The following is a 23,074-nucleotide window of genomic DNA, read 5'->3' as shown; positions in this document are numbered from 1 at the left end:
TTATAAATAGAAAATATTTTAAATATTTATATAAAATAAAAACATCAAACCGTTACTTTTAACTAACAGCTTGATGTTTTTAACTCTTGTATTTTAGAACTTTTCTTGTGGACGGAAGCTTTCTATATACGCTTCATCTTCTGAATAAGAAACATTTGTAGGTCCAACTTTATCCATATCAACAATAATAAAAGCAGGTTTATTAAGTTGTAGTGCGTACTCGAAAGTTTTATGGAATTCGTCTATATTTTCAACTACTTCTGCATGTATACCTACAGACTCACTTAGCATTTTAAAGTCTGGTGTATGAAGATCCACACCTTCGTTATAATCATAAGCTGCACTTTGTAAATAACGTAAAATACCGTAGCCACCATCTTTAAATAGCAAAGTGATAACTGGTAAATCTTGTTCAGCAAGTGTAGCTAATTCTCCAGCATTGACCATAAATCCTCCGTCACCAGCCATATTAACTACGCGACGTTGTTTTGTGCCCATTTGTGCACCGATAGCTAATGGCAAACCTTGTCCAATACCACCGCCTACTGTATAAACTGATGTGCGAGGTTTCGTAAATTGAATTAAATGATTGCCCCACCAGTATGCTGGCACAGTGACATCTCTTACGACAACATCATCATCTGCAAGCAATTGATTCATACTTTCAGCAATTTGGTTGTAAGGTGAAACATCATCGCTTAATGCTTTATACATCTGAGCTTTAATATTAGCAATTTGTTTAACATAACTTTCATCAATTTGTACATGCTTTGATTTAAGTGCATGATTTAATGATTCTAAAACTGTGTTTGCATCCCCAATGATTGATTTAGATGCAATATAGTTCTTATTGATGTGTTCTGGGTTTGAATTAATATCAATATGTGTTTGCGGTAATTCGAGCTCCCAATTCAGCGTATCTTCACCACGCAAATGCGTTCCTATTGTAATTAAAACATCTGATTCTTTCAATAATTTCGTAACTTCAGGATGTACTGAATTATTTGCTAAACATAGATCTGAAGTTTCTGGATATGCACCTTTACCTGATTCGCTCGTAATCACTGCGGCCTGCAATTTATTTACAAGGTGTTGTAAAGCGTCTGTCGCACCTGCTTTAATTACACCGCCGCCTACCCAAATGATTGGTTTTTTCGCATTTACAATCATTTCTATAACTTCTTCAGGTATCACAATATCTTGTTGTTCAACTTGAGTAGCTGTTTCTATTACTTCATGCTTCGGCAGTTTCACATGTTGTAAATTCGTAGGAATAATTGCTGTAATTGGTCCCGTTGGGGTATTTTGTGCTTCTTTTATAGCATGAGACATAAAGTCATGAATTTGATATGGTGAATCTAATTGATAAGCAGCTTTACTTGCAGCTTCCATCATGCCTAACTCATCTTTACATTCATGAATGTAACGCTTATGTTTACCGATATAGTTTGAATCAATCTCACCCGTAATATGTAAAAGCGGTGTTTCTGCATTCCAAGATTCTGTTAAAGATCCCGCACCATTTCCAGCACCTGCACCAGTACTTGTAAGCACTACACCCATTTTTCCACTCGTACGTGCATAACCATCTGCCATATTTACAGCACCACTTTCACCACGCGCTGTAACAAGCTTGATGCGCCCATCTTGGGCAATCGCATTATAAATCGGCATATTATGTATACTGACAATCCCAAAAATTGTATCGACATCTGCCTCTATTAATTTATCTACTATGACATTTGCAACTGTATAATCAATTTTATTATTCATATTAATAACCCCTTTTATAAAATAATTAATAAAATCTAAAAGCTAGTAATCGAACTGACTATATTATGGTAACACTGTTTATTATTAATTCAACTTTCCATACTTTTATTTTTGTAGCATTATACAAATAATATTTTTAAAATGTATTATATCAACTCATTTCACATATATATCAGTATTTTGAACTTATATGTGATTTTGTGCAATTTGCTAAAAAAACTAATTTTATCTAGTATTATAGTGAACAACATTTTGGGAGGTTGCAAATATGGGACGATTACAAATGTATATAGATGGAAATTGGCGAGATGGTTTAAAAACTAGAGAAATTATAAATCCAGCGACAAGTGAAGTACTTGCGCAAGTTGCAGAAGGGAAACGTCAAGATGCTAAAGATGGGATTAAAGCTGCAAGGCAAGCGTTTGATTCTTCAAATTGGTCGGAGTTAGATGTGGAGATACGCGCAAATTATTTAGAAAAAATTGCCGATCAAATTGAAGCGCATGAAGATGAACTTGCTAAAATAGAAACTTTAAATAATGGAAAAACTTTAGCAGAATCCCGTTATGATGTCCAAGATTCAGCAAGTTGCTTTAGATATTATAGTGAATTAATTCAGAATGAAACACAGGAACAAACAATTGATAATGACGAAACAGAAAGCTTCATTGTTCACGAACCTGTTGGAGTAGTGAGTTTAATTGTGCCTTGGAACTTCCCTCTTTTAATGGCTGTTTGGAAAATCGCACCTGCACTCGCAGCAGGTAATACGATTGTCGTAAAGCCAGCAGAAAGCACACCAATGACATTACATCGTTTATTTGAAATATTTGAATCGGTTAGTCTACCGGACGGTGTTGCAAACTTGATTATGGGCGATGGCGCAATTATAGGAGATGAAATGACATCTAATGATGATGTGGATATGATTTCATTTACTGGAAGCACAAAGACTGGCCAACATATTATGAGAAACGCTACAACTACACTTAAAAATGTATCTTTAGAACTTGGTGGTAAATCACCTAATATCATATTTGAAGATACAAATATTGATGCAGCGGTAGATATAGCGCTATACGGTATTTATATGGGTGCTGGACAAGTATGTACATCAGGTTCACGTATTTTATTACATGAAAATATTTATGATGTATTCGTAGAAAAGTTTACTGAGCGCGCAAGCAAAATTAAAGTAGGACCAGGTATGGATGAAAATTCAGAAATGGGTGCAATTACTAATAAAGATCAATATGAAAAGATATTAAATTATATTAATATCGGACAAAATGAAGGTGCCAAACTATTATGTGGAGGTTATCCATTAACAGAAGATGAACATCAAAATGGATACTTCATCGCTCCTACAGCATTTGGTGATACTACACCAGAAATGCGTATAGTCCAAGAAGAAATTTTCGGACCGGTCGCTGTATTCCAAAAATTCAAAACTGAAGCTGAAGCAATACAACTTGCCAATAATACAAAATACGGATTAGCAGGCGCTGTGTTCACAGACGATCAAGAGCGCGCCCTTCGTGTTATTCGTAAAGTAAAAGCAGGTATCACGTGGGTTAATGATTACCATACTGCTTTCAATGAAAATCCTTGGGGTGGCTATAAACATTCTGGTATAGGCCGAGGGTTAGGTACTTACGGTTTAGAATCTTTCCAAGAAGTAAAACAAATCAATATTAGTAAGCAATTAAATAAAATAAATTGGTTTAGCGAGTAATTAATAAAATACAATTTCAAATAGCCTCTTTCAAAGTAGACATTAAAACTTCGTTCTTTGAAAGGGGCTTTTTCTATTGAAAATCGCAAATATAAAATAGAAAGGTATTCTATTTTAATATACTGATATACCTATTACTATCGCTTTTAGAGATATATAAGACCAAATAAATATAGTGATATAGTAAAAATATTATTGAATTGATTTTGAACATGGGTTATGATAACGGTATTGATTATTATAGTACATGGCGTGTACTAATAGATAAGGAGTTGTGCTTTTGAAAAAACCATTTGAAATTTTTATAGAAGACATTAAAAATATAAGACGTGTGCCGTTTGTAATTATATTATTATTAGGGCTTTCAATTTTGCCATCATTCTATGCTTGGTTTAATTTAAGTTCTACATGGGACCCTTACAACAATACTGAAGGTATTAAAATTGCGGTCGTAAACGAGGATAAAGGTGCCAAAGTTGAAGGGAAAGATATTAACGTAGGTGACCAATTAGTTAAACAGTTAAAGAAAAACGATAAGTTCGGATGGGAATTTGTAAATCGTAAAAAGGCTGACAATGGTGTAGAAAAAGGTGATTATTATGCCTCTATATATTTACATAAGACTTTTTCTGAAGAAGTCACAAGTATATATAATAAAAAACCAAAGAAAGCAGTCATCGATTACAAAGTAAACGAGAAATTAAATGCTATTGCACCTAAAATGACCAACGCTGGTGCATCTTCAATTGTAGATTCTTTAAACAAAGAATTTGGCGAGAATGCTACGCAAGCATTATTAAAAGAAGCGAATCAAGTCGGTTTAGACATTGAAAATGAATTACCTACTATGAGTAAAATTAAAAATGCTGTATTTACCGCTGAAGATAATCTTCCTAAAATAGAAGAATTTAAAGAAAAGGTAATAGAAATTGACGAACATCAAGATGACATCACTCATTATAAAGATGAATTCGAAGCGCTAGGTAATTACAAAGGAGATATTAATGAAGGTGTAGACAAGATTAATGAAGTAAACAGTAAAATGGGTGAGATTAACCAAGCTGCTAAATTAATTACTGCGCTTAATGCTAAAATGCCTGAAATTGAAAGTGCATTAGCAAAAGCTAATAAAGTACAAGAGCAATTTCCTAAAATAAATAAAGGTGTTCCTCAAGGTATTGAAGCATCTGAAAAAGCATTAACGGCTATCAATAAAGCAGAACAATACTTGCCTGAATTAAATAATAAATTGGATAAGTATGAAGCAGATGCTAAAAAAGCTCAGGAAAAAACTGAAAAAGCTAACGAAAAATTGAAATCAGAAGAAGACAAAGATAATAAAGATAACAAAGAACAATCAGATTCAAATAAAGAAGAACCTAAAGATAATCAAAATAAAGAGCAACAAGATAGTAATAAAGAAAACGATGATAATAACAAAGAAAACGATGATAATAACAAAGAAGAAAATAAAACTGAAGAACAACCTAAAGAGCAATCAGAAGAACAAAGCGAAGAAGATAATAACACTGATCAAAGTGCTGAGGAACAAGAAAATAATAAAGAAAAATCAGATGCTTCAAAAGAAGAAACAGAATCAACTGAAGAGAATGAAAATGGAAATGATATCGTAACAACTCAACAAGCTTACGATGAAGATGGAGAAAACGCTAATAAAGAAGACAATCCAGACAACAATCATTCTTCTAAAGAAGTATTAAATGATCAAGAATTAAAAGAAATGAAATCAGCACTTAGCGAATCATTAACAGCGCTAGCAGACTACAGCAATGAACAAGCAACAATGAATAAAAAAGATTTAGAAAGTATGCAGTCAATCAATCAAAGTATATTGATGAGTCAAGACAGCAAACAACTTGCAGATACTGTGAAAAATAATCAATCACGATTAAAACAAGGTGTAGAATTTAATAATTCAATGATTGATATTTTAAATGAACTTAAGAAATCTGAAGGTATTGATACTTCAAAAGCAATTTCACAATTTGAATCAGCTAACAAAGATTTACAAAGCGTAATTAATGGCCAAAGCAACCTTATTAACGCTTTAAATGACGGTAAATCTGGAAAAGAAGAAGTATTGGCATTAGATAAATTAATAGATTCTAATTTACTATCTTTAGATAATTTAATGAAATATACGAGCAGTGATTTTAAAACTACCTTAATGGAAGGCGTCAATCAAATTGATCAAGCGTTAAATAAAGGTATCGACGATATCTCTACTATCAGAAGTTCAATGAACATGATAGAAAATGTCATTCAAACTGGAAAAAGCTCATTACAAAATGGGCACGATTTATTAGTAAGCATTAATAATGAATTACCAGAACTTGAAAGAAAGTTTAATAACATTAATGAAGTTGCACAGACAAACTTCCCTAAATTTAAAGAACAAGTAGGAAAAGGTGCTTATTACGTTGAAAATGAACTGCCAAACGTTCAATCAGAAGTAGAAAATTTAGCACAGTTTTCAAATAATGATTTACCAGCAATGATTGATAAATACGATCGCGCTGTTCAATTAGTAGATGACAACTTGCCAGAAGCACAAAAAGAAATTCATGACTTAGCAGAATTTGCACGAAATGATTTACCAGGTATTGAAAAAGATATTAAAAAAGCTGCAAACAAAGTTAGAGAAATAGATGAAGATGATACTGTTCATGAACTTATAAAATTATTAAAAAATGATTTGAAGAAACAAGCAGATATTATCGCACATCCAATAGAATTAAAAGAAGAATCGTTATTTAGTGTTCCTAACTACGGAACAGCTAGTACACCTTTCTATACATCTTTAGCTATTTGGGTAGGTGCTTTACTATTATCTAACTTATTAACGACAGATATTAAAAATCCAGAAATTAAGAATAAGTATTCATTAAGACAAACATTCGTTGGAAAGAGCTTTATATTCATAATTATAGGTGTTATGCAATCAATCATCGTGTCACTAGGAGATATGTTTATCTTAGGCGCTGCTATTGATAATAGACTATTATTTATATTACTATCTGTACTCGTTTCGATAGTATTTATCAGCATAGTATATACATTAGTATCTCTATTCGGTAACGTTGGTAAAGCTTTAGCAATCGTTATAATGGTATTACAAATTGCAGGAGGCGGTGGAACATTCCCTATACAAGTTACACCAAAATTCTTCCAGGCAATACACCCATTCTTACCATTTACTTATGCTGTAGATGCATTAAGAGAAGCGGTTGGTGGTGTAGTACCAGAAATTTTAATTTATAATATAATATTCCTTGTATTATTTGGAGTCGTTATATTCACAATAGGATTTATCGTTAAACCGATACTGGATCCATGGAAAAACAAAACAAGTAAACGCGCTGAAGATAGTTATTTAATGGAATAACTTCATGTAGCAAAATTAGTCGCCCAATCCGTAGAAATTAACTACTGGATTGGGCGATTTTATTTATAATATTAATCTTGAAAGTGCATATATTGCAATATCTAAAATTCTATAAAGTGATTTATATCATATTATCTTTTAAATATATAAGATAACAGGTTCTGTTGCAAAGTTAATTTTAAAGTATAATTTAACAAAAAGGAGTCTTCTGTATGAACAATTTCAGATATAAACAGTTTAACAAGGACGTCATAATTGTAGCCGTTGGCTACTACTTAAGATACGCATTAAGTTATCGTGATATATCTGAAATATTAAGAGAACGTGGTGTTAATGTTCATCACTCAACAGTCTACCGTTGGGTTCAAGAGTATGCACCTATTTTGTATCAAATTTGGAAGAAAAAGCATAAAAAAGCGTATTATAAATGGCGTGTTGATGAGACATATATCAAAATCAAAGGGAAATGGTGTTATTTGTATCGTGCGATTGATGCCGATGGATATACACTAGATATTTGGTTGCGTAAGCAACGAGATAATCATTCTGCATATGCGTTTATAAAACGCCTTATAAAACAGTTCGGCAAACCTCAAATGATTATTACAGACCAGGCACCTTCAACGAAGTTAACAATGACTAAAGTAATTAAAGAGTTTAAACTTAACCCTAACTGTCATTGTACATCTAAATATCTCAATAACCTCATTGAACAAGATCATCGTCATATTAAGTTGAGAAAGACAAGGTATCAAAGTATCAATACGGCAAAGAATACTTTAAAAGGTATTGAATGTATTTACGGATTATATAAAAAGAACCGCAGGTCTCTTCAGATCTACGGATTTTCGCCGTGCCACGAAATTAGTTACATGTTAGCCAGTTAAGAGAACATTGACATGATAAAATGGTGATTAGCTATATTTTTTCTGACTTTGCAACAGAACCAAAATTGCTTTCAAATCTCAATTCTGAAAAAATCTACAAAGAAAGATTTATATAAAATTATTTTTTGATACTCGAAGGCTATTTTAAGTTTCGCTCTTATATCATCATAAGGAAGTTACAAAATAAAACGCTAATTAGAAATTGTCTCTTAAAGGCAATAAATAAAAGGAAAATGGTAGGTCTAATTGCTGCCTAAGATTTGTAGGACATCAAAGAAATAATCAAATAAGTATAACTTTTTTACTATAAAATTTAATGGTTCTGTTATTTATTAACTTATAGTAATTACTCTTTTTTATTAAATGTATGAAACAAAGTTATTGTTACAAAATTTTACATATCTCTAGCATTTATATTACTATGTAAAAGATTTAATGGTAGAATTTTGAAAGATTCTATATGTTGTTTACTTCCTAAATATTTATTAGAAATTTCAAATGAAATATTCTTAAAGTGCTTTTTTATATCTACTAAGTATTCATAAGTAAATTGGCTTTTATGTTCACCAATTGCTGAAAATTTAATATCTTTATATTCTTTGATATTAATAAAAGTATTTGGATTACTTGTTGAATAATAAGCGATAGCACTAACCTTATGAGTTTTTATTCCTTCTCTAAAAAGTTCAGGATAAAAAAGGTGATTTGAACTAGTTCTGGCAGCAAAAGAAACTACTTTTCCAGTATTGATATGATCTAAATGAGTTTCATAGTCTAGCCAAGGATCTACTGTGAATATAATATCAGGTTTAATTATCCTTATATATTTCACTATATCTTTTCTAAAAGATTCATTATCATATATACTTCCATCAGGATAATTTAACCAATGGAAATTAGTTACTCCTAAAATATTTCCAGCTTTTATTTGTTCTTTAATCCTAATTGCTTCTATTTCATGTTCTAATAAATTTTTATATATGGATCCTTTTCCTCCATTTGTTATGGATAAATAGTGAACTTCAATATTATTATCAACTAATTTTGCTACAGTCCCTCCTGCAAATAATTCATTATCATCAGGGTGAGGTTGTATAAATAATATTTTATTAGCTGTAAAAATATCAATCTTCTCATGACTTATCACAATGAACCTCTCCTCATTTAAAAATAAATTCCTTTTGATAAGAAATTAAAGCATCTCTTTTAGAATTGTAATCTTCTAAATTTTCAGATTGAAAAGAACATACGATTGTATTTTCAACTGCATTTTGAGATTTTGAATAGTAAAAGCCTTTTTTGACAAAATTATAAGCATTATATATCCAATCGTATTCTTGTAATGTCTTTGAAGGGCTTTGTATTAAGGTACCTTGCTTCCTATACCCTAAAAATGTACATGCTATTTTTGGATAGGAATATGTTGAATTTTGCTTATTTTTATGGGAAAAATTTCATTCCAGAATATTTCTTTGGCATTTTTATTTTGTTATTAATATAACACTATCAAAAGTCTTGGTCTAATTGATTAAGGCTTTTTTTATGCCTTAAATACTTTATCTTCTCCTTGATACTTACTTAAATACTCTTTATTAATCAACATAGAAATAGCCTGCGATTTACTTAAACCCATTTGTTCTGCAATTTCTTCAAGTCTTTTCAACGTATCTTCTGTTAATGTTATACCTACTTTTGTACGAACCATTTTTATTCCCCTTTTCCAACTATTAATAAGTCTATTCTATTCTGTAAAAACTAAAACAAGATAAGAAAAAACAGTTCAAAATCCAAAATATAAACTAAGATATTTCTTAATGTTTAATCTCCTAAAAAACGAAAATGATTATATTAACACATATATAAAAGGGATGAATTTATGAAAAGCAATATTATTTCAAAAGTATTATTAAGTACAAGCATTTTAACGGGAAGTGTAGTTGGAACTAATATAATACATACAGATTCTATCCAAGCATCACAAGAAACAAACAATCAAAATGTTGGAGAATTCCAAGCAATCAACGAATTACAAGCTTTTATAAAACTAAATAAAAATATTTCTTATGAAATCAAAGACAATGGCACTGCTAAATTAACGGATAATTCAACTGGTAAAACAGAAGAATTACCTTATGAAGCTAAAGATAAAAACGGAGACCCAGTAGCACTATCATATAAAAAATGGTGAAAATATACAAGTTGATGTTATTAAAAAAGTGTTCAAACTAGAGGTTGGAAAGAAGGATTAAAATGTAGACTAGGTACAGGTGCTCTAGGTGGTGCTGCTGCAGGTAGTGCTCTACCTGGAGTTGAAACAGCCGCCGGAGGAATAGTTGGAGGAGTATCTGGAGGTATGACAGGAGCCGCAGCTTCATGTTTCTAACAAAAAATTGTGGGTGATGTTAATGGAAATTTCTATACTTTGGAAAGTTAATGTTATACCAGTTTATTTCATCGTAGCATTTTTATCTTTTTCACTTTTTTATTTTTATATAAAAACAGACGTATATTCAGTATATCTACTCCCATTAATAATAACTGGAATAGGTATCGCATCTTTAATATACAACTAAAAATTTATTAAAGGAAAATGTAATAATAGAATTTAACAATAAATATTATTTGTCTGAAAAAATGGGAAAATTTTAGAAAATCATTAAAAATATTCTTTCTTTTTTAATACAACTCTATACAAAACAGCTACTTCCTAATATATAGAAAGTAGCTGTTTTGTATATTGATGTCGTTCTTCGTTAAATAGTTGTTCTATTTTAAAGTCGTCTAGTATTTCTCCTTCTTTCATAACGATAATACGATCTACGAATTGATTTAAGAAGGCTATGTCGTGTGAAATCATAAGCATGCCTTTATTTGTTTGTTCGTAATAGGCTTTTAGAACTTTAATCATTCTTTGTTCTGCTATTACATCTAGGCTTGCTGTAATTTCATCGCATACTAGCATGTCTGGTTCTAACATTAATGTGCGTATTGTATTAAATCTTTGTAATTGGCCACCGCTTAGTTCGTCTGGAAATCGCTCTAATAGTTTTTCGTCTAATTGCATATATTTCATCAACGTTTCTAGACGTTCACGAACTGTTTCTGATTGGATGTTTTTATAGTATCTTATAGGTTCTTCTAGTGATGTTTTAATTTTAAATTTTGGATTAAAACTATTATATGCGTGTTGGAATATTGGCAACATACTTAAACCATTTGTTGAATAATCACCTTGATAATTTTTTAATAGTCCTAACATTATATGTGCTAATGTTGTCTTACCAGAACCACTTTCACCGACTATTCCAACTTTTTCATCGGGTTTAATTGTTAGATTAATATCTTTTAAAACGGGTGTTTGTTTATACGCAAAGTTAACATGTTTCATTTCAATCATGCGTTTCACCCTTTCTTAATTGACTACGTGCATTAAATAGCTCTAGACTATATGGTTTTACATTTTCATCTTTAAAAGCTTGAACATGGTTTGAATCGACTAATTTTCCGTTTTGGATAACATTAATCCAATCACTAAAATCAAGTACGTGTGATAAATTATGCGTAATCATTAATAAAGTCACTTGATGTACTTCTGCTAAATGCTTAATTAAATTCATCACATTATATCCTGTTATAGCGTCTAATGAGGATGTTGGTTCATCTGCAATAATTAAGCTTGGATTTAACATCAAGACGCTCGCAATCTGTACTCTCGCAAGTTGACCACCTGATAAGCTGAATCGATACCGCTTCAAAATTTGTTCTGGATCTAAATCAACCCATCCGAGCGCTTGCTTTACATATTTAATGGCCATTGCTTTATCAACTTTATAATGCATTCTATAAATAGCAACGAGCTGTTTACCTAATTTAGTATGATCATTAAAGCTGTGAGTATAATCTTGGGATATAAACCCTATTTCTTTTCCTAGTAATTTACGCATGTCCGTCACTGATTCATCTTTGTATTTCAATGTATCAAAATGTGTTTCTAATGATTTTGGTACTTGTTGTACAAGTGCTTTTGCAGTCAAACTTTTACCAGATCCACTTTCACCTACTAAAACGTTAACTTTACTTTTACGTAACGCCAAATCAAGATGTTGTACAAGTGATTCTCCAGCACTATCTTTTATTGTTAAGTTAGATATTTCTAAAATGTTAACCATCGGCATCATGCTTTCCTTTTAATAATTTATCTCGCAATGCATCACCAGCTAAATTGAACAATAAAATTGTTAAAGTGATTAAAAATGCTGGTACGAGTAATAATAACGGATATGAACTAATATAGTCTCTGCCTGCATTAAGCATTGCCCCCCACTCTGGAGAAGGTGGTTGTGCACCTAAACCTAAGAAAGATAGTGATGATATATATAAGATAATTTTACCAAAATCAACTGTCATCAAGACGATAATTGAAGGTGTGACTTGTGGTAAAAAATGCTTAAAAATAATTGTACGTGTTGGCACATTGAATAGCTTTGCCATTTGGATGTATGGCTTACCTATTTCACTGCTTACAATTGAACGTGTAAGCCTAGTATAAGTCATCCATTTTATAATGGTAATCGCTATGACTAAGTTCCAAATACTCGGTTTAAAGAAACTTGCTAAAGCTATCATCAATACAAATTCAGGAATGCTTAAACCGACATCAATAATTCTCATAATCACCGTATCGACAATGCCTTTTTTATAACCAGCTAAAAGACCAAGTGGCACGCCAATAACAACTGTTATAAGTAAAGTGATTAAACTGATAATCAATGTATATCTAGCGCCTATTATGACTCTTGATAATAAGTCTCTACCGTAATCATCAGTACCTAACCAATGCGACATACTTGGAAGCTCCAAAGTACTACCAAGGTTTACTTCAAGTGCACTATCCGTTGAAGCTAAGAATTGAGCTACAACAAGTATCAGTAAATAAATTATAAATATATCAAATATCAAATTTTGTTTATTTATACGTTTCATTATATTTCACCGTCCTGACTATTACGCTTGTTTGAACGGCTACTTTTATTATATCGACGTTTCGGGTCCAACCATAAGAGCAGTAAGTCACTAACAGTATTAGCAAGTACTACAAAGAAACCAATCATGATTACTACACCTTGTACTACTGGATAATCTCTTGCTCTAATGCTATCTACGAGGAAATAACCTATACCTGGAATGCCAAATAAGTTTTCAATAACAACTGTTCCACCGATTAAACTACCTACAGACATACCTAGTACAGTAATTACGGGAATAATCGCTGGCTTAAATAAATCTTTCCATAGAATATATCGTTCTGACATCCCTCTTAACCTCGCCGCTTCTACTTCTTTAGAATTGTACAGTTCTACTAAGTTTGAACGCATCAATCTTACATAGTATGCGCTCATACTTACACTTAGCGCTATGACAGGCATAATATACCCTGCCATCGAGTCTAAACCAGATGATGGTAATAGATTAAGTTTTTGTGCAAATAAATAGATCAATATCGTCCCTAAGAAGAATGATGGGATACTCACAGTCAATGAAGTGACTGATCGAATAAAAGTATCTACCCATGTGTGATAGTATTTAGCTGCCACTATTCCTGAAGGAACGGCAACTATAAACACTATAATGATTGTTAATATCGCTATAAATGCAGTTGGAGGCGTATAAAAAATCAATTCATTGATTACTGGCTCTCCTGTTTGGTAACTCGTTCCAAAATTTAATTGTACGATTTGGCCCAGCCACTGAAAGTATTGAACTACAGGAGACTGATCTAATCCTAATCTTGCTTTTGTTTCTTCTATTTGTTCACTTGATACGTTCGCTACATCTAAATGTAAGACTTTATCAATAGGGTCGCCTGGCGTGAATTTCATTAATATAAAAGTGATAGTAGAAAGGACAAATAATACGATGATCATTTGTCCAATTCTAGAAAGTATATTTTTTAATATCATTGTTTGATATCTACCTTATAATCAATAAGATATATGCCTTCAGGCGTAGCTTTTAAGTTTTCTACATCTTTATTCATACCAACAATGTTGTCATTGTATGAAATATAACTGTTTGCTATGTCACCACTTGTAATATCAATGATTTCATTTGTAATACGATTACGCTCATCTCTATCTACCGTTTTATTTAATTCATCGATTAAAGAAGTTACTTTTTTATTGTTATAACCGCCATCATTGATTGCGCCTTCAGGTTTATAAGCTTGATTAAAGAAGTAACCAGTATCACCTCTTGGAATAGTGCCAAAACTATAAAGTGAGGCGTCCCATTGACTTTGATCTTTTAAATAACCTAGAATGTCGTCCACGTTACGTATTGTAATATCAATATTCGCTTTTTTAGCATCTGATTGAATAACTTGTGCTAATTTAGGTAGTTCAGGTCGCCCGTTGTAAGTAGAAACTGTCAGTTTCAATGGATTTTCTTTCGTATATCCTTCTTTTTCCATTAATTTCTTAGCTGCTTCTACATCTTGCTTTTGTACGCTCTTATCTTTAATAAAGTCTAACTTAGTATTGAAAGGTCCAGTAGCTGGTTTTGCATGGCCTTTTGATACGCTATCCGTGATACCTTTACGATCTATCACTTTATCTAACGCTTCACGTACAGGTTTTGTCATTTTATCGCTTGTATGGTTATACAACACTAACCCAGTTCTAAAACCAGATACAGCTGAAACTTTTGTTTTATCATTGTTTTTCAACGATTTTACTTTTTCAACTGGCACATCTGTAATCACATCAGCTTTACCTGAATCTAAGTCACTTGTTCGTACGTTACCATCTTCTTGGTATGTAACATTGATATGATCCAGTTTAGGTTTACCTTGCCAATAATCTTTATTTCGATCTAATTGAATTTTTTGCGATTGTTTATAAGATTTTATTTGATACGGCCCAGTGCCGACAGGTGTTTTATTTATATCACCTTCAGCTTTTGTATCGTAAATTGCTGAGAAAGGACTAGCCAATTCTGATATTAATTCAGGGTAAGCATCTTTCGTCGTAATCGATACTTTTTGACCATCAGCTTTTATATTTTTAATAGGTAGTGATCCTTTTACTAAATCACTTTTTTTCATACTTTCTTCCAAGCTTGCTTTGACTGCTTCTCCAGTCACTTTCTTGCCATTTTGGAATTTAATATCGTCCTTTAATGTTAAATCTAATTGTGTTGATGATGTTTGTTTATAAGATTTAACTAATAATTTCTGAACTTCTCCATCAGCTGTAGCTTTAAATAATGATTCTGCTGCTCCGATTTTAACTGGAACATCTGTTTCATATGGTGCAATTGATGTTGTCTTTAATGGTAACTCTACATCTAATGTCTTTCCTTTAGACTGGCTTCCAGAACCGCCACAACCCGCTAATATAACTGCTGTAGAAGCCAATACCGCGATGAATTTCTTCATGTACATACCTCATTTCAAAATTAATATAAAATTATAATTTATAATCTATTCCTTAATACGTTATTAATCATTTTCCATTCTCTCATACTTTTAGTGATAAATATTCTTATTAATATTAAAGTTCTTAGACATATTTTTCAATCAGAACACTCCACAAAACACCGAAGAGAAAGTAATATAATGACTATTTTAACTTTAAAAATTTATCTTTTCATTTATAAATCTGAAATGACTTCTTTATGTATTTAAACCTTTATATCCCCAATATAAGTAATGATAAATTAAAGAATCTAGAATTTAAAGCATATAATTATTTAAAAAGTAAATTTCTTCTAAATTTTTATTGTTTCCAATGTGTAACTCTTGTAGTTATGCACCTTTACCTTTATTATTGAGTTGTAATAGCACTTATGTGTTAGACTGACAATTATTATGTGGAAAGGTAGTGAAAATCGTGCATTTTACACAACGTGAGCAAGATAAATTAATGCTAGTCATTGCCGCCGATTTAGCACGTAAACGCCAAAAAAGAGGATTAAAATTAAATTATCCTGAAGCAGTAGCAATTATTAGTTTCGAATTGCTAGAAGGCGCAAGAGACGGAAAATCCGTTGCAGAATTAATGAGCTACGGAAGACAAATATTAAGTGAAGATGATGTGATGGAAGGTGTTGCTGACATGATAAAAGACTTAGAAATTGAAGCAACCTTCCCGGACGGTACTAAATTGATTACAGTACATCATCCAATCGTTTAAAGGAGGATTCATGATGAAACCAGGAGAAATTATTGTTAAACGTACAGAAATTGATGTTAACAAAGGCTTAGATGCCACAATAATTACGGTTAAAAATACAGGGGATCGTCCTGTGCAAGTTGGTTCTCATTATCATTTTTATGAAGCAAACCCTGCATTAGACTTCGATCGTAAATTATCATATGGGAAACGTTTAGATATTCCTGCAGGTGCTGCCGTTCGTTTTGAACCAGGAGATGAAAAAGAAATACAATTAGTAGAATATCGTGGTAAACGTCAAATTTATGGCTTCCATGGCAAAGTCAATGGACCTATAGACGAATCTCGTGTATTCAAACCAAAACACGATACAGAAGACACACAAATTATCGACGCTTCTGAATTACCAGAAGAAAATGCTAATAAAGAAAGTGGGTATAACAGATGAGTTTTAAAATGACGCAATCTCAATATACGAGTCTTTATGGTCCAACTGTCGGTGATTCAGTAAGACTCGGTGATACAAATTTATTCGCAAGAGTTGAAAAAGATTATGCCGCTTATGGCGATGAAGCTTCATTTGGTGGAGGTAAGTCAATCAGAGATGGTATGGCTCAAAACCCAAATGTAACAAGAGATGACAAGAAAGTAGCCGATTTAGTTATTACAAACGCCCTTATCCTTGATTATGACAAAGTAATCAAAGGAGACGTGGGGATTAAAAACGGTTATATTATGAAAATTGGAAAAGCCGGTAACCCTGACATTATGGATAATGTCGATATTATTATCGGTGCATCAACGGATGTTATTGCAGCAGAAGGTAAAATTATAACTGCTGGTGCAATTGATACACACGTTCACTTCGTAAACCCCGAGCAGTCTCACGTAGCACTAGAAAGTGGTACTACTACATTAATCGGTGGAGGTGCTGGTCCTTCTGAAGGTTCAAAAGCGACAACTGTAACTGCTGGACCTTGGTATATTCACCGCATGCTTGAAGCAGCAGAATCTATTCCTTTAAACGTTGGGTTCACTGGTAAAGGTCAAGCAGTAAATCATACAGCATTAGTTGAACAAATACATGCTGGTGTAATCGGTCTTAAAGTCCATGAAGACTGGGGTGCAACACCTTCAGCTTTAGATCATTCTTTACGTGTAGCAGATGAATATGATGTTCAAGTTGCGTTACACGCAGATACATTAAATGAAGCTGGCTTTATGGAAGAAACAATGGATGCAGTTAAAGATCGAGTACTACACATGTATCACACTGAAGGTGCTGGTGGTGGTCACGCGCCTGACTTAATCAAATCAGCTGCATTCTCAAACATCTTACCATCATCTACAAACCCAACATTACCATATACACATAACACAATAGACGAGCATTTAGACATGGTTATGATTACTCATCACCTTAATGCTGCTATCCCAGAAGACATTGCTTTTGCTGACTCTCGTATTCGTAAAGAAACAATTGCAGCAGAAGACGTTTTACATGACTTGGGTGTATTCAGTATGGTAAGTTCCGACTCTCAAGCAATGGGTCGTGTCGGCGAAGTTGTTTCTCGTACATGGCAAGTTGCTCACCGCATGAAAGAACAACGCGGTCCTCTAGAAGGAGATAGCGAATATAACGATAATAACCGTATTAAACGTTATATTGCTAAATATACAATTAACCCAGCAATCACACATGGTCTTTCTGAATACGTTGGTTCAATCGATGAAGGTAAACTTGCAGATATCATTATGTGGGAACCTGCATTCTTCGGTGTTAAACCAGATGTCGTGATTAAAGGTGGTATGATTAGTACTGCAATTAACGGTGATGCTAATGGATCTATTCCAACATCTGAACCACTTAAATACCGTAATATGTATGCTCAATTAGGCGGTAACTTGCAAAGTACATCAATCACTTTCGTTTCTTCAATCGCTTATGAAAACGACATCGGTAGAACATTGGGCTTAAAACGTAAATTAAGACCAGTTAAAAATATTAGAAATCTAACTAAAGCAGATATGAAAAATAATAGCGCTACACCTAAATTAGATGTAGATCCGCAAACTTATGAAGTATTTGTTGATGGTGAAAAAATAACAAGCGAACCAGCTACTGAATTACCATTAACACAACGTTACTTCTTATTCTAGGAGGATAAAGTATGATCATCGAAGAAATTAAAGGTAATATCGCAAATCTTTCAGAAGCTGAAAGAAACAAACATGTTGAAAAAGTTTACCTTGAAAATTCTGATTTAGTTAAACGTATTCAACGCGTAACTACAGATCATGGTAATGAAATTGGTATTCGCTTGAAACAACCAATTGATTTACAGTACGGAGATATTTTATATCAAGACGATACAAACATGATTATCGTAGATGTAAATTCAGAAGATTTATTAGTAATCAAGCCACGTACGTTACAAGAAATGGGCGATATTGCGCATCAACTAGGTAATAGACATTTACCTGCACAATTTACAGAGAATGAAATGCTTGTTCAATATGACTATTTAGTAGAGGCTTTACTTAAAGACTTAGGTATTCCTTATAGTCATGAAGACCGTAAAGTCAATCAAGCATTCAGACATATAGGACATTCACATGATTGATCATGCACATTTACGCCTGTTTCAATTTTGTGATTCACAATTTCCAACTGGTGCGTTCAGCCACTCATTTGGACTTGAAACGTATATACAGCGTGACACGGTTCACGATGAAGAAACGTTTAAACAATGGCTTGTGTTGTTTTTAAATGAACAATTAACTTATGCTGACGGCTTAACGATGCGTCTTGTTTATGAGGCGCTTAACGAAAATGATACTGAAAAGATTTTATACTTAGATAAAGTGCTTTTCGTTCAAACTCTGCCTAAAGAAACAAGAGTTGGCTCAAAACAAATGGGCAATCGCATGGTCAAGCTTGCAGCTGAACTATATGATAGTGAATGGATTAAGTGGTACCAAACTCAAAATAAAAATAAAAAAGCAAAATTGCATCCAGCAATTGGCTTTACTATGCTCGGTCACCATTTAGGTGTCGATATAGAAACGATAATAGATTATTACCTATATCAAAACGTATCGAGTTTAACACAAAACGCAGTACGTGCAATTCCTTTAGGACAAACTGCCGGTCAAAGAATTGTCCATGGTATGATTCCTTTCATGAAAGATACTAGAAATCATATTATGACACTAGATGAGTCGCAATTAGGTATCACTGCACCTGGTTTAGAAATTAACCAGATGGAACATGAAAATGTAAATGTAAGAATTTTCATATCTTAGGAGGGTATTATATGACAGAGACAGTTAAAATAGGTATCGGCGGCCCTGTTGGTGCAGGGAAAACGCAACTTATTGAAAAAATAGTAAAACAATTGGCAAAAGACATGAGCATTGGTGTTATTACCAATGATATTTATACAAAAGAAGACGAAAAAATCTTAGTTAACTCAGGTGTATTACCTGCAGACCGTATTATCGGTGTTGAAACTGGTGGTTGTCCACATACAGCGATTCGTGAAGACGCATCTATGAACTTTGCTGCAATCGATGAATTAAAAGAACGTCACGATGACATTGAACTTCTTTTCATCGAATCAGGCGGAGACAATCTAGCTGCAACTTTCAGTCCAGAGCTTGTTGATTTTTCAATTTACATTATCGACGTTGCTCAAGGGGAAAAAATCCCTCGTAAAGGTGGACAAGGCATGATTAAATCAGACTTCTTTGTTATCAACAAAACAGATTTAGCTCCATATGTTGGTGCATCTTTAGACCGCATGGCAGAAGATACAAAAACATTCCGTGGCGATCGTCCATTCGTATTTACTAACCTGAAAACTGATGAAGGCCTAGATAAAGTTCTTGAATGGATAGACAAAGATGTCTTACTTAAAGGTTTAGCTTAATGCCTGATTCAAAACAAAAATGGACTGGTCAATTAGATTTAACCGTTTTTAAAAGCGGTGAAAAATCAGTCGCGCGTGACATCTTTTTTGAAAAAGCTTTAAAAGTCATACGACCAGTCTACTTAAATGGTTCGAATATCCCTACTTTCTATATTGTGAATGTGGGTGGCGGTTATTTAGATGGTGACCGCTATAAGATGGATTTTACTGTAGAAAAAGATGCTAGCGTTATTTTAACGTCACAAGGCGCAACAAAAATCTACAAAACTTTAAACGATCATGTCGAACAATATCAGAACTTTACAGTTAAAGATAATGGTTATATAGAATACGTAGGCGATCCAATTATTGCGTTTGAAAACTCTAAGTTCTTCCAACATAATAAATTCAACTTGAGCGCTAATGCGTCATTATTTTATACAGATATTTTGACGCCAGGTTATTCAAAAGAAGATAAAGACTTCACTTACACTTACATGCACTTATTAAATGAAATTTATGTTGATGATGAACTCGTAACGTTCGATAATATGTTGTTAGATCCGTCTAAAAATAAAGTAGATGGATTAGGATATATGGAAAACTATACACATCTAGGTTCATGCTATTTCATCAATCCCGAAGTAAATCAACACTTCATTGATGATGTATACGAACAAATCAAACACTTCCAACAAGAATATGACTGCCGCTTCGGTATTACTCAAATACCAACACATGGCTTTAGTATTCGTATATTATCGAATAAAACTCAAGTAATCGAACGCATTTTAAATGCAGTACAAAAGTATGTTGTTAATCAAATTTTCGATAGAGATGTCGATTTCTTAAGAAAATATTAATCGAATTTAAAGCACCAATCCGTGAATTAACAATGGATTGGTGCTTTTCTAATTAATAAATGATGATTTACCGAGTGTATACTTCGGGGATTTTATAGTTCATATGTTACAGTAAAAATTAGCTTCCTATAGTGCACGTATATTATTTCCTGGGAAAAGGTGGTTTTAAAATGAATCATTGGGATGATAAATTTGATTCAAATGATTATATTTATGGTAAAGAAGCTAACGCATTTGTTCAAAATATATTTCAAATGCCAAGTACTAAACAAGAAAAAGTCGTTCTCCTAGCTGAAGGTGAAGGCCGTAATGCAATCTACCTTGCTAAGTTAGGTTATGATGTGACAACTTATGATATGTCACAAGTCGGTATTAACAAACAATATAAATTAGCAGAAGAATCTAATGTAGATATAGAAGCAATATATGGTGATATCACACAATCTGATTTAATTCCCCAAGCATCTTTTAATTATAGTATTAACATTTTTGGACACGTACCTAATGAAGGTAAGCAAGGAATGTTTAATAATCTTATTCAACCGTTAGTTACAGGTGGCCATAGTTACTTTGAGTTCTATTCAACTGAACAATTAGCTTATGATACTGGTGGCCCAAAAGATGAATCAATGCTATATGATATTGATGAAATCAAAAACTACTTAGGCCACCTACCTGTAAAAATTCATAAATTAGAAAAAAGTGAAATTGACCGCAATGAAGGTTCTAAACATACAGGCACAGGCTCTATTATTCAAGGGCATCTAGAGAAAATATAATATAAAAAAAGAATCTGGATAAACGTCCAGATTCTTTTTTATAATGTTTTGCTTTAATCATATAATTAAATTATTGCTTCATCTTTCTTACTTAAAAATGTAACAACCAATAACATAATAATTGAAAGTGGTAATCCAACTAAAATTGGATGAATCCCAAACGGATGACCAAGTATTTGCCAAATAACGGCTGACCCAAGTCCACTCCACATCGAAATATTCCCAGCAATTTTTGTAGGTCTTTGCCAGAATAAACCGAAAACAACTGGCGCTAATAAACCTGATACTGACATCGCAGTACCTGTTACCATAAGGTTTACTAACCCAGGAATCATAAGTGATAATATCAAAGAAATAACAGAAACTATTAACACAGATACCTTACTATATAGCAACATTTTCTTTTGACTAGAGATTTTGACATTTGGTTTAATAATGTCGTTAGCAATAGATGAAGCACCTGCAATGAAGAACGAATCTGCACTAGATATAACAGCTGCTAGTAACACCATAATCATAACGACTACTAAAGGAAACGGGAAGACTTCTTGAATCACATGATAATAAACTAATGGTGTCTCGGTTATATCGAGATTCAAACCAAATTTACTGTATACACCGATTAAAACTGTCATTGCGCCTAATATCACCGCAATAATCATTGAAATCCAGTAACCATTTCTCGCAGTTTTTAAATTCTTAGCTGCCCAAATACGTTGCCAAACATCTTGTCTAATAAACTGATAAAAAGCTAATGTTAAAAGATAAATTAAAATTTCATTTGGTGTAATATTAAGAAAATCTAACATATCATTTTGATTCTGGTTAATAGCGTTAGCTTGAACTTCGCTCCAACCACCTGAATAATATATAACCACAAAGAACAACACGATAATACCAACCGTAAGTATCGTACCTTGAATAACATCTTGCCAAATGACAGCTTTCAAACCACCGAGATAAGTTTTGATTGTCAGCAAGACCCAACCTAGAATGATACCAACTGTCATATTTAATCCTAATGTTAAATTTAAAATAGAAGCAATAGCGACAAATTGCATACCTGTCATCGCACAATAAGCAAATAAGAAACTGATAACAGTAGGAATACGTGCAGATTCACCATATCGAAGCGCAGTGTAATCACCTATCGTTACCATGTTATATTTTTCACCTAATAATCTAATACGCTTTAAGAAGAATAATGCAAGAATGATGACGGCACTTATCATCGTAATATGTATCCATTGCTGGCCCATACCTAACGTATATCCATTTTCCATATACCCTAGCAATGTAGCACCACCTACACCTGTACCAACAAATGTTAAAATCAATGGGATGACTGATACAGTTCTACTCGCCATATTATAGTCATCGTATGTTTTTATATTTCGCTTTATGTATAAAGACATGATTAGTAAAAACACAAAATAAATTATGATTATAAAACCTAGAACAAATTGTTCATTGTTATTAAACACTACAATACCACCTCGTAAATATGATGTTTTCACAATAAATTAAGCTTATTGTTATTTTTAACTCA

At 32.7% G+C, this 23,074-nt stretch carries 22 protein-coding genes; 13 read left to right on the top strand and 9 right to left on the bottom strand.

The window, feature by feature from the left end; all coding sequences use genetic code 11:
• Window positions 1-93 precede the first annotated feature (93 nt).
• Complete coding sequence (locus tag ACNMOQ_RS00565; protein WP_416350077.1) at window positions 94-1,773, bottom strand: thiamine pyrophosphate-binding protein; 1,680 nt, start codon at window positions 1,771-1,773, stop codon at window positions 94-96.
• Window positions 1,774-2,041: 268 nt separating this feature from the next.
• Here ACNMOQ_RS00565 and ACNMOQ_RS00560 point away from each other — a divergent pair, with 268 nt between their 5' ends.
• From ACNMOQ_RS00560 to ACNMOQ_RS00550, 3 genes are all read left to right on the top strand, one after another.
• On the top strand, window positions 2,042-3,508 hold the full coding sequence (locus ACNMOQ_RS00560; protein WP_416350076.1) for an aldehyde dehydrogenase family protein: 1,467 nt from the start codon (window positions 2,042-2,044) through the stop codon (window positions 3,506-3,508).
• Window positions 3,509-3,788: 280 nt separating this feature from the next.
• On the top strand, window positions 3,789-6,914 hold the full coding sequence (locus ACNMOQ_RS00555; RefSeq protein ID WP_416350075.1) for a YhgE/Pip family protein: 3,126 nt from the start codon (window positions 3,789-3,791) through the stop codon (window positions 6,912-6,914).
• Between the two features lie 212 nt (window positions 6,915-7,126).
• Window positions 7,127-7,801, top strand: coding sequence for an IS6 family transposase (locus ACNMOQ_RS00550; RefSeq protein WP_416350074.1), 675 nt, complete (start codon window positions 7,127-7,129; stop codon window positions 7,799-7,801).
• Window positions 7,802-8,195: 394 nt separating this feature from the next.
• Here the strand turns inward: ACNMOQ_RS00550 and ACNMOQ_RS00545 are convergent, their stop codons facing one another.
• Complete coding sequence (locus ACNMOQ_RS00545; RefSeq protein ID WP_416350073.1) at window positions 8,196-8,948, bottom strand: PIG-L deacetylase family protein; 753 nt, start codon at window positions 8,946-8,948, stop codon at window positions 8,196-8,198.
• Between the two features lie 393 nt (window positions 8,949-9,341).
• A complete protein-coding gene (locus ACNMOQ_RS00540) occupies window positions 9,342-9,506 on the bottom strand; it encodes a ribbon-helix-helix domain-containing protein (protein ID WP_416350072.1) in 165 nt (54 codons plus the stop codon).
• 171 nt (window positions 9,507-9,677) lie between these two features.
• Between ACNMOQ_RS00540 and ACNMOQ_RS00535 the strand changes: the two genes are divergently transcribed.
• Window positions 9,678-9,989, top strand: a complete 312-nt coding sequence (locus ACNMOQ_RS00535; RefSeq protein ID WP_416350071.1) for a hypothetical protein — start codon at window positions 9,678-9,680, stop codon at window positions 9,987-9,989.
• 217 nt (window positions 9,990-10,206) lie between these two features.
• The gene (locus ACNMOQ_RS00530) at window positions 10,207-10,374 is read left to right on the top strand and encodes a hypothetical protein (RefSeq protein WP_416350070.1); all 168 of its coding nucleotides are present in this window, start codon (window positions 10,207-10,209) and stop codon (window positions 10,372-10,374) included.
• A gap of 134 nt (window positions 10,375-10,508) precedes the next feature.
• Here the strand turns inward: ACNMOQ_RS00530 and ACNMOQ_RS00525 are convergent, their stop codons facing one another.
• Genes ACNMOQ_RS00525 through nikA form a run of 5 tightly spaced genes read right to left on the bottom strand, consistent with a single transcriptional unit; the run spans window position 10,509 to window position 15,236 of the window.
• Entirely contained in the window at window positions 10,509-11,198 is a 690-nt protein-coding gene (locus ACNMOQ_RS00525; protein WP_257504312.1) for an ATP-binding cassette domain-containing protein, read from the bottom strand.
• The gene (locus ACNMOQ_RS00520; RefSeq protein ID WP_416350069.1) at window positions 11,191-11,970 is read right to left on the bottom strand and encodes an ATP-binding cassette domain-containing protein; all 780 of its coding nucleotides are present in this window, start codon (window positions 11,968-11,970) and stop codon (window positions 11,191-11,193) included. The genes ACNMOQ_RS00525 and ACNMOQ_RS00520 overlap by 8 nt, the downstream gene beginning before the upstream one ends.
• On the bottom strand, window positions 11,963-12,784 hold the full coding sequence (gene nikC / locus ACNMOQ_RS00515) for a nickel transporter permease (protein WP_416350068.1): 822 nt from the start codon (window positions 12,782-12,784) through the stop codon (window positions 11,963-11,965). Before nikC ends, ACNMOQ_RS00520 begins: the two co-directional genes overlap by 8 nt.
• Window positions 12,784-13,761, bottom strand: a complete 978-nt coding sequence (nikB, locus tag ACNMOQ_RS00510; protein ID WP_147640513.1) for a nickel ABC transporter permease — start codon at window positions 13,759-13,761, stop codon at window positions 12,784-12,786. Before nikB ends, nikC begins: the two co-directional genes overlap by 1 nt.
• Window positions 13,758-15,236 (bottom strand): nickel ABC transporter substrate-binding protein, encoded by a 1,479-nt coding sequence (gene nikA / locus ACNMOQ_RS00505; protein ID WP_416350067.1) that lies wholly within the window; start codon window positions 15,234-15,236, stop codon window positions 13,758-13,760. Before nikA ends, nikB begins: the two co-directional genes overlap by 4 nt.
• A 454-nt stretch (window positions 15,237-15,690) precedes the next feature.
• On the opposite strand from nikA, the gene ACNMOQ_RS00500 reads away from it, so the two are divergent.
• The 8 genes from ACNMOQ_RS00500 (at window position 15,691) to ACNMOQ_RS00465 (ending at window position 21,525) form a co-directional block, all read left to right on the top strand.
• Window positions 15,691-15,993 carry an urease subunit gamma gene (locus ACNMOQ_RS00500; RefSeq protein ID WP_017000431.1) on the top strand — a complete coding sequence of 101 codons (303 nt, stop codon included), beginning with the start codon at window positions 15,691-15,693 and terminating at the stop codon, window positions 15,991-15,993.
• A 13-nt stretch (window positions 15,994-16,006) separates the two neighbouring features.
• On the top strand, window positions 16,007-16,420 hold the full coding sequence (locus ACNMOQ_RS00495; RefSeq protein ID WP_017000432.1) for an urease subunit beta: 414 nt from the start codon (window positions 16,007-16,009) through the stop codon (window positions 16,418-16,420).
• Window positions 16,417-18,132, top strand: a complete 1,716-nt coding sequence (gene ureC, locus ACNMOQ_RS00490) for an urease subunit alpha (protein ID WP_017000433.1) — start codon at window positions 16,417-16,419, stop codon at window positions 18,130-18,132. The genes ACNMOQ_RS00495 and ureC overlap by 4 nt, the downstream gene beginning before the upstream one ends.
• Before the next feature lie 11 nt (window positions 18,133-18,143).
• Entirely contained in the window at window positions 18,144-18,596 is a 453-nt protein-coding gene (gene ureE, locus ACNMOQ_RS00485) for an urease accessory protein UreE (protein WP_017000434.1), read from the top strand.
• Entirely contained in the window at window positions 18,589-19,278 is a 690-nt protein-coding gene (locus ACNMOQ_RS00480; protein WP_147640515.1) for an urease accessory protein UreF, read from the top strand. The genes ureE and ACNMOQ_RS00480 overlap by 8 nt, the downstream gene beginning before the upstream one ends.
• Window positions 19,279-19,289: 11 nt before the next feature.
• Window positions 19,290-19,904 (top strand): urease accessory protein UreG, encoded by a 615-nt coding sequence (gene ureG, locus ACNMOQ_RS00475; protein WP_017000436.1) that lies wholly within the window; start codon window positions 19,290-19,292, stop codon window positions 19,902-19,904.
• The gene (locus ACNMOQ_RS00470; protein WP_147640516.1) at window positions 19,904-20,746 is read left to right on the top strand and encodes an urease accessory protein UreD; all 843 of its coding nucleotides are present in this window, start codon (window positions 19,904-19,906) and stop codon (window positions 20,744-20,746) included. The genes ureG and ACNMOQ_RS00470 overlap by 1 nt, the downstream gene beginning before the upstream one ends.
• A gap of 170 nt (window positions 20,747-20,916) precedes the next feature.
• Entirely contained in the window at window positions 20,917-21,525 is a 609-nt protein-coding gene (locus tag ACNMOQ_RS00465; protein ID WP_416350066.1) for a methyltransferase domain-containing protein, read from the top strand.
• Window positions 21,526-21,590: 65 nt separating this feature from the next.
• Here the strand turns inward: ACNMOQ_RS00465 and ACNMOQ_RS00460 are convergent, their stop codons facing one another.
• Window positions 21,591-23,009 carry a sodium:solute symporter family protein gene (locus tag ACNMOQ_RS00460; protein ID WP_320420900.1) on the bottom strand — a complete coding sequence of 473 codons (1,419 nt, stop codon included), beginning with the start codon at window positions 23,007-23,009 and terminating at the stop codon, window positions 21,591-21,593.
• Window positions 23,010-23,074 lie beyond the last annotated feature (65 nt).

It is taken from the genome of Mammaliicoccus lentus (genome assembly GCF_947036595.1).
GTDB lineage: Bacteria > Bacillota > Bacilli > Staphylococcales > Staphylococcaceae > Mammaliicoccus > Mammaliicoccus lentus.
The sequence above is the reverse complement of the archived record's forward strand: the minus strand, read 5'-3'. Positions and strand labels throughout refer to the sequence as shown.

Excerpts from the sequence above, each read along its gene's own strand:
- ACNMOQ_RS00525 (WP_257504312.1), bottom strand. The coding sequence starts at position 11,198 with ATGATTGAAATGAAACATGTTAACTTTGCGTATAAACAAACACCCGTT.
- ACNMOQ_RS00530 (WP_416350070.1), top strand. The coding sequence starts at position 10,207 with ATGGAAATTTCTATACTTTGGAAAGTTAATGTTATACCAGTTTATTTC.
- ACNMOQ_RS00535 (WP_416350071.1), top strand. The coding sequence starts at position 9,678 with ATGAAAAGCAATATTATTTCAAAAGTATTATTAAGTACAAGCATTTTA.
- ACNMOQ_RS00550 (WP_416350074.1), top strand. The coding sequence starts at position 7,127 with ATGAACAATTTCAGATATAAACAGTTTAACAAGGACGTCATAATTGTA.
- ACNMOQ_RS00565 (WP_416350077.1), bottom strand. The coding sequence starts at position 1,773 with ATGAATAATAAAATTGATTATACAGTTGCAAATGTCATAGTAGATAAA.
- ureC (WP_017000433.1), top strand. The coding sequence starts at position 16,417 with ATGAGTTTTAAAATGACGCAATCTCAATATACGAGTCTTTATGGTCCA.
- ACNMOQ_RS00495 (WP_017000432.1), top strand. The coding sequence starts at position 16,007 with ATGAAACCAGGAGAAATTATTGTTAAACGTACAGAAATTGATGTTAAC.
- ACNMOQ_RS00540 (WP_416350072.1), bottom strand. The coding sequence starts at position 9,506 with ATGGTTCGTACAAAAGTAGGTATAACATTAACAGAAGATACGTTGAAA.
- ureE (WP_017000434.1), top strand. The coding sequence starts at position 18,144 with ATGATCATCGAAGAAATTAAAGGTAATATCGCAAATCTTTCAGAAGCT.
- ureG (WP_017000436.1), top strand. The coding sequence starts at position 19,290 with ATGACAGAGACAGTTAAAATAGGTATCGGCGGCCCTGTTGGTGCAGGG.
- nikC (WP_416350068.1), bottom strand. The coding sequence starts at position 12,784 with ATGAAACGTATAAATAAACAAAATTTGATATTTGATATATTTATAATT.
- nikB (WP_147640513.1), bottom strand. The coding sequence starts at position 13,761 with ATGATATTAAAAAATATACTTTCTAGAATTGGACAAATGATCATCGTA.
- ACNMOQ_RS00520 (WP_416350069.1), bottom strand. The coding sequence starts at position 11,970 with ATGGTTAACATTTTAGAAATATCTAACTTAACAATAAAAGATAGTGCT.
- ACNMOQ_RS00480 (WP_147640515.1), top strand. The coding sequence starts at position 18,589 with ATGATTGATCATGCACATTTACGCCTGTTTCAATTTTGTGATTCACAA.
- ACNMOQ_RS00560 (WP_416350076.1), top strand. The coding sequence starts at position 2,042 with ATGGGACGATTACAAATGTATATAGATGGAAATTGGCGAGATGGTTTA.
- ACNMOQ_RS00465 (WP_416350066.1), top strand. The coding sequence starts at position 20,917 with ATGAATCATTGGGATGATAAATTTGATTCAAATGATTATATTTATGGT.
- ACNMOQ_RS00470 (WP_147640516.1), top strand. The coding sequence starts at position 19,904 with ATGCCTGATTCAAAACAAAAATGGACTGGTCAATTAGATTTAACCGTT.
- nikA (WP_416350067.1), bottom strand. The coding sequence starts at position 15,236 with ATGAAGAAATTCATCGCGGTATTGGCTTCTACAGCAGTTATATTAGCG.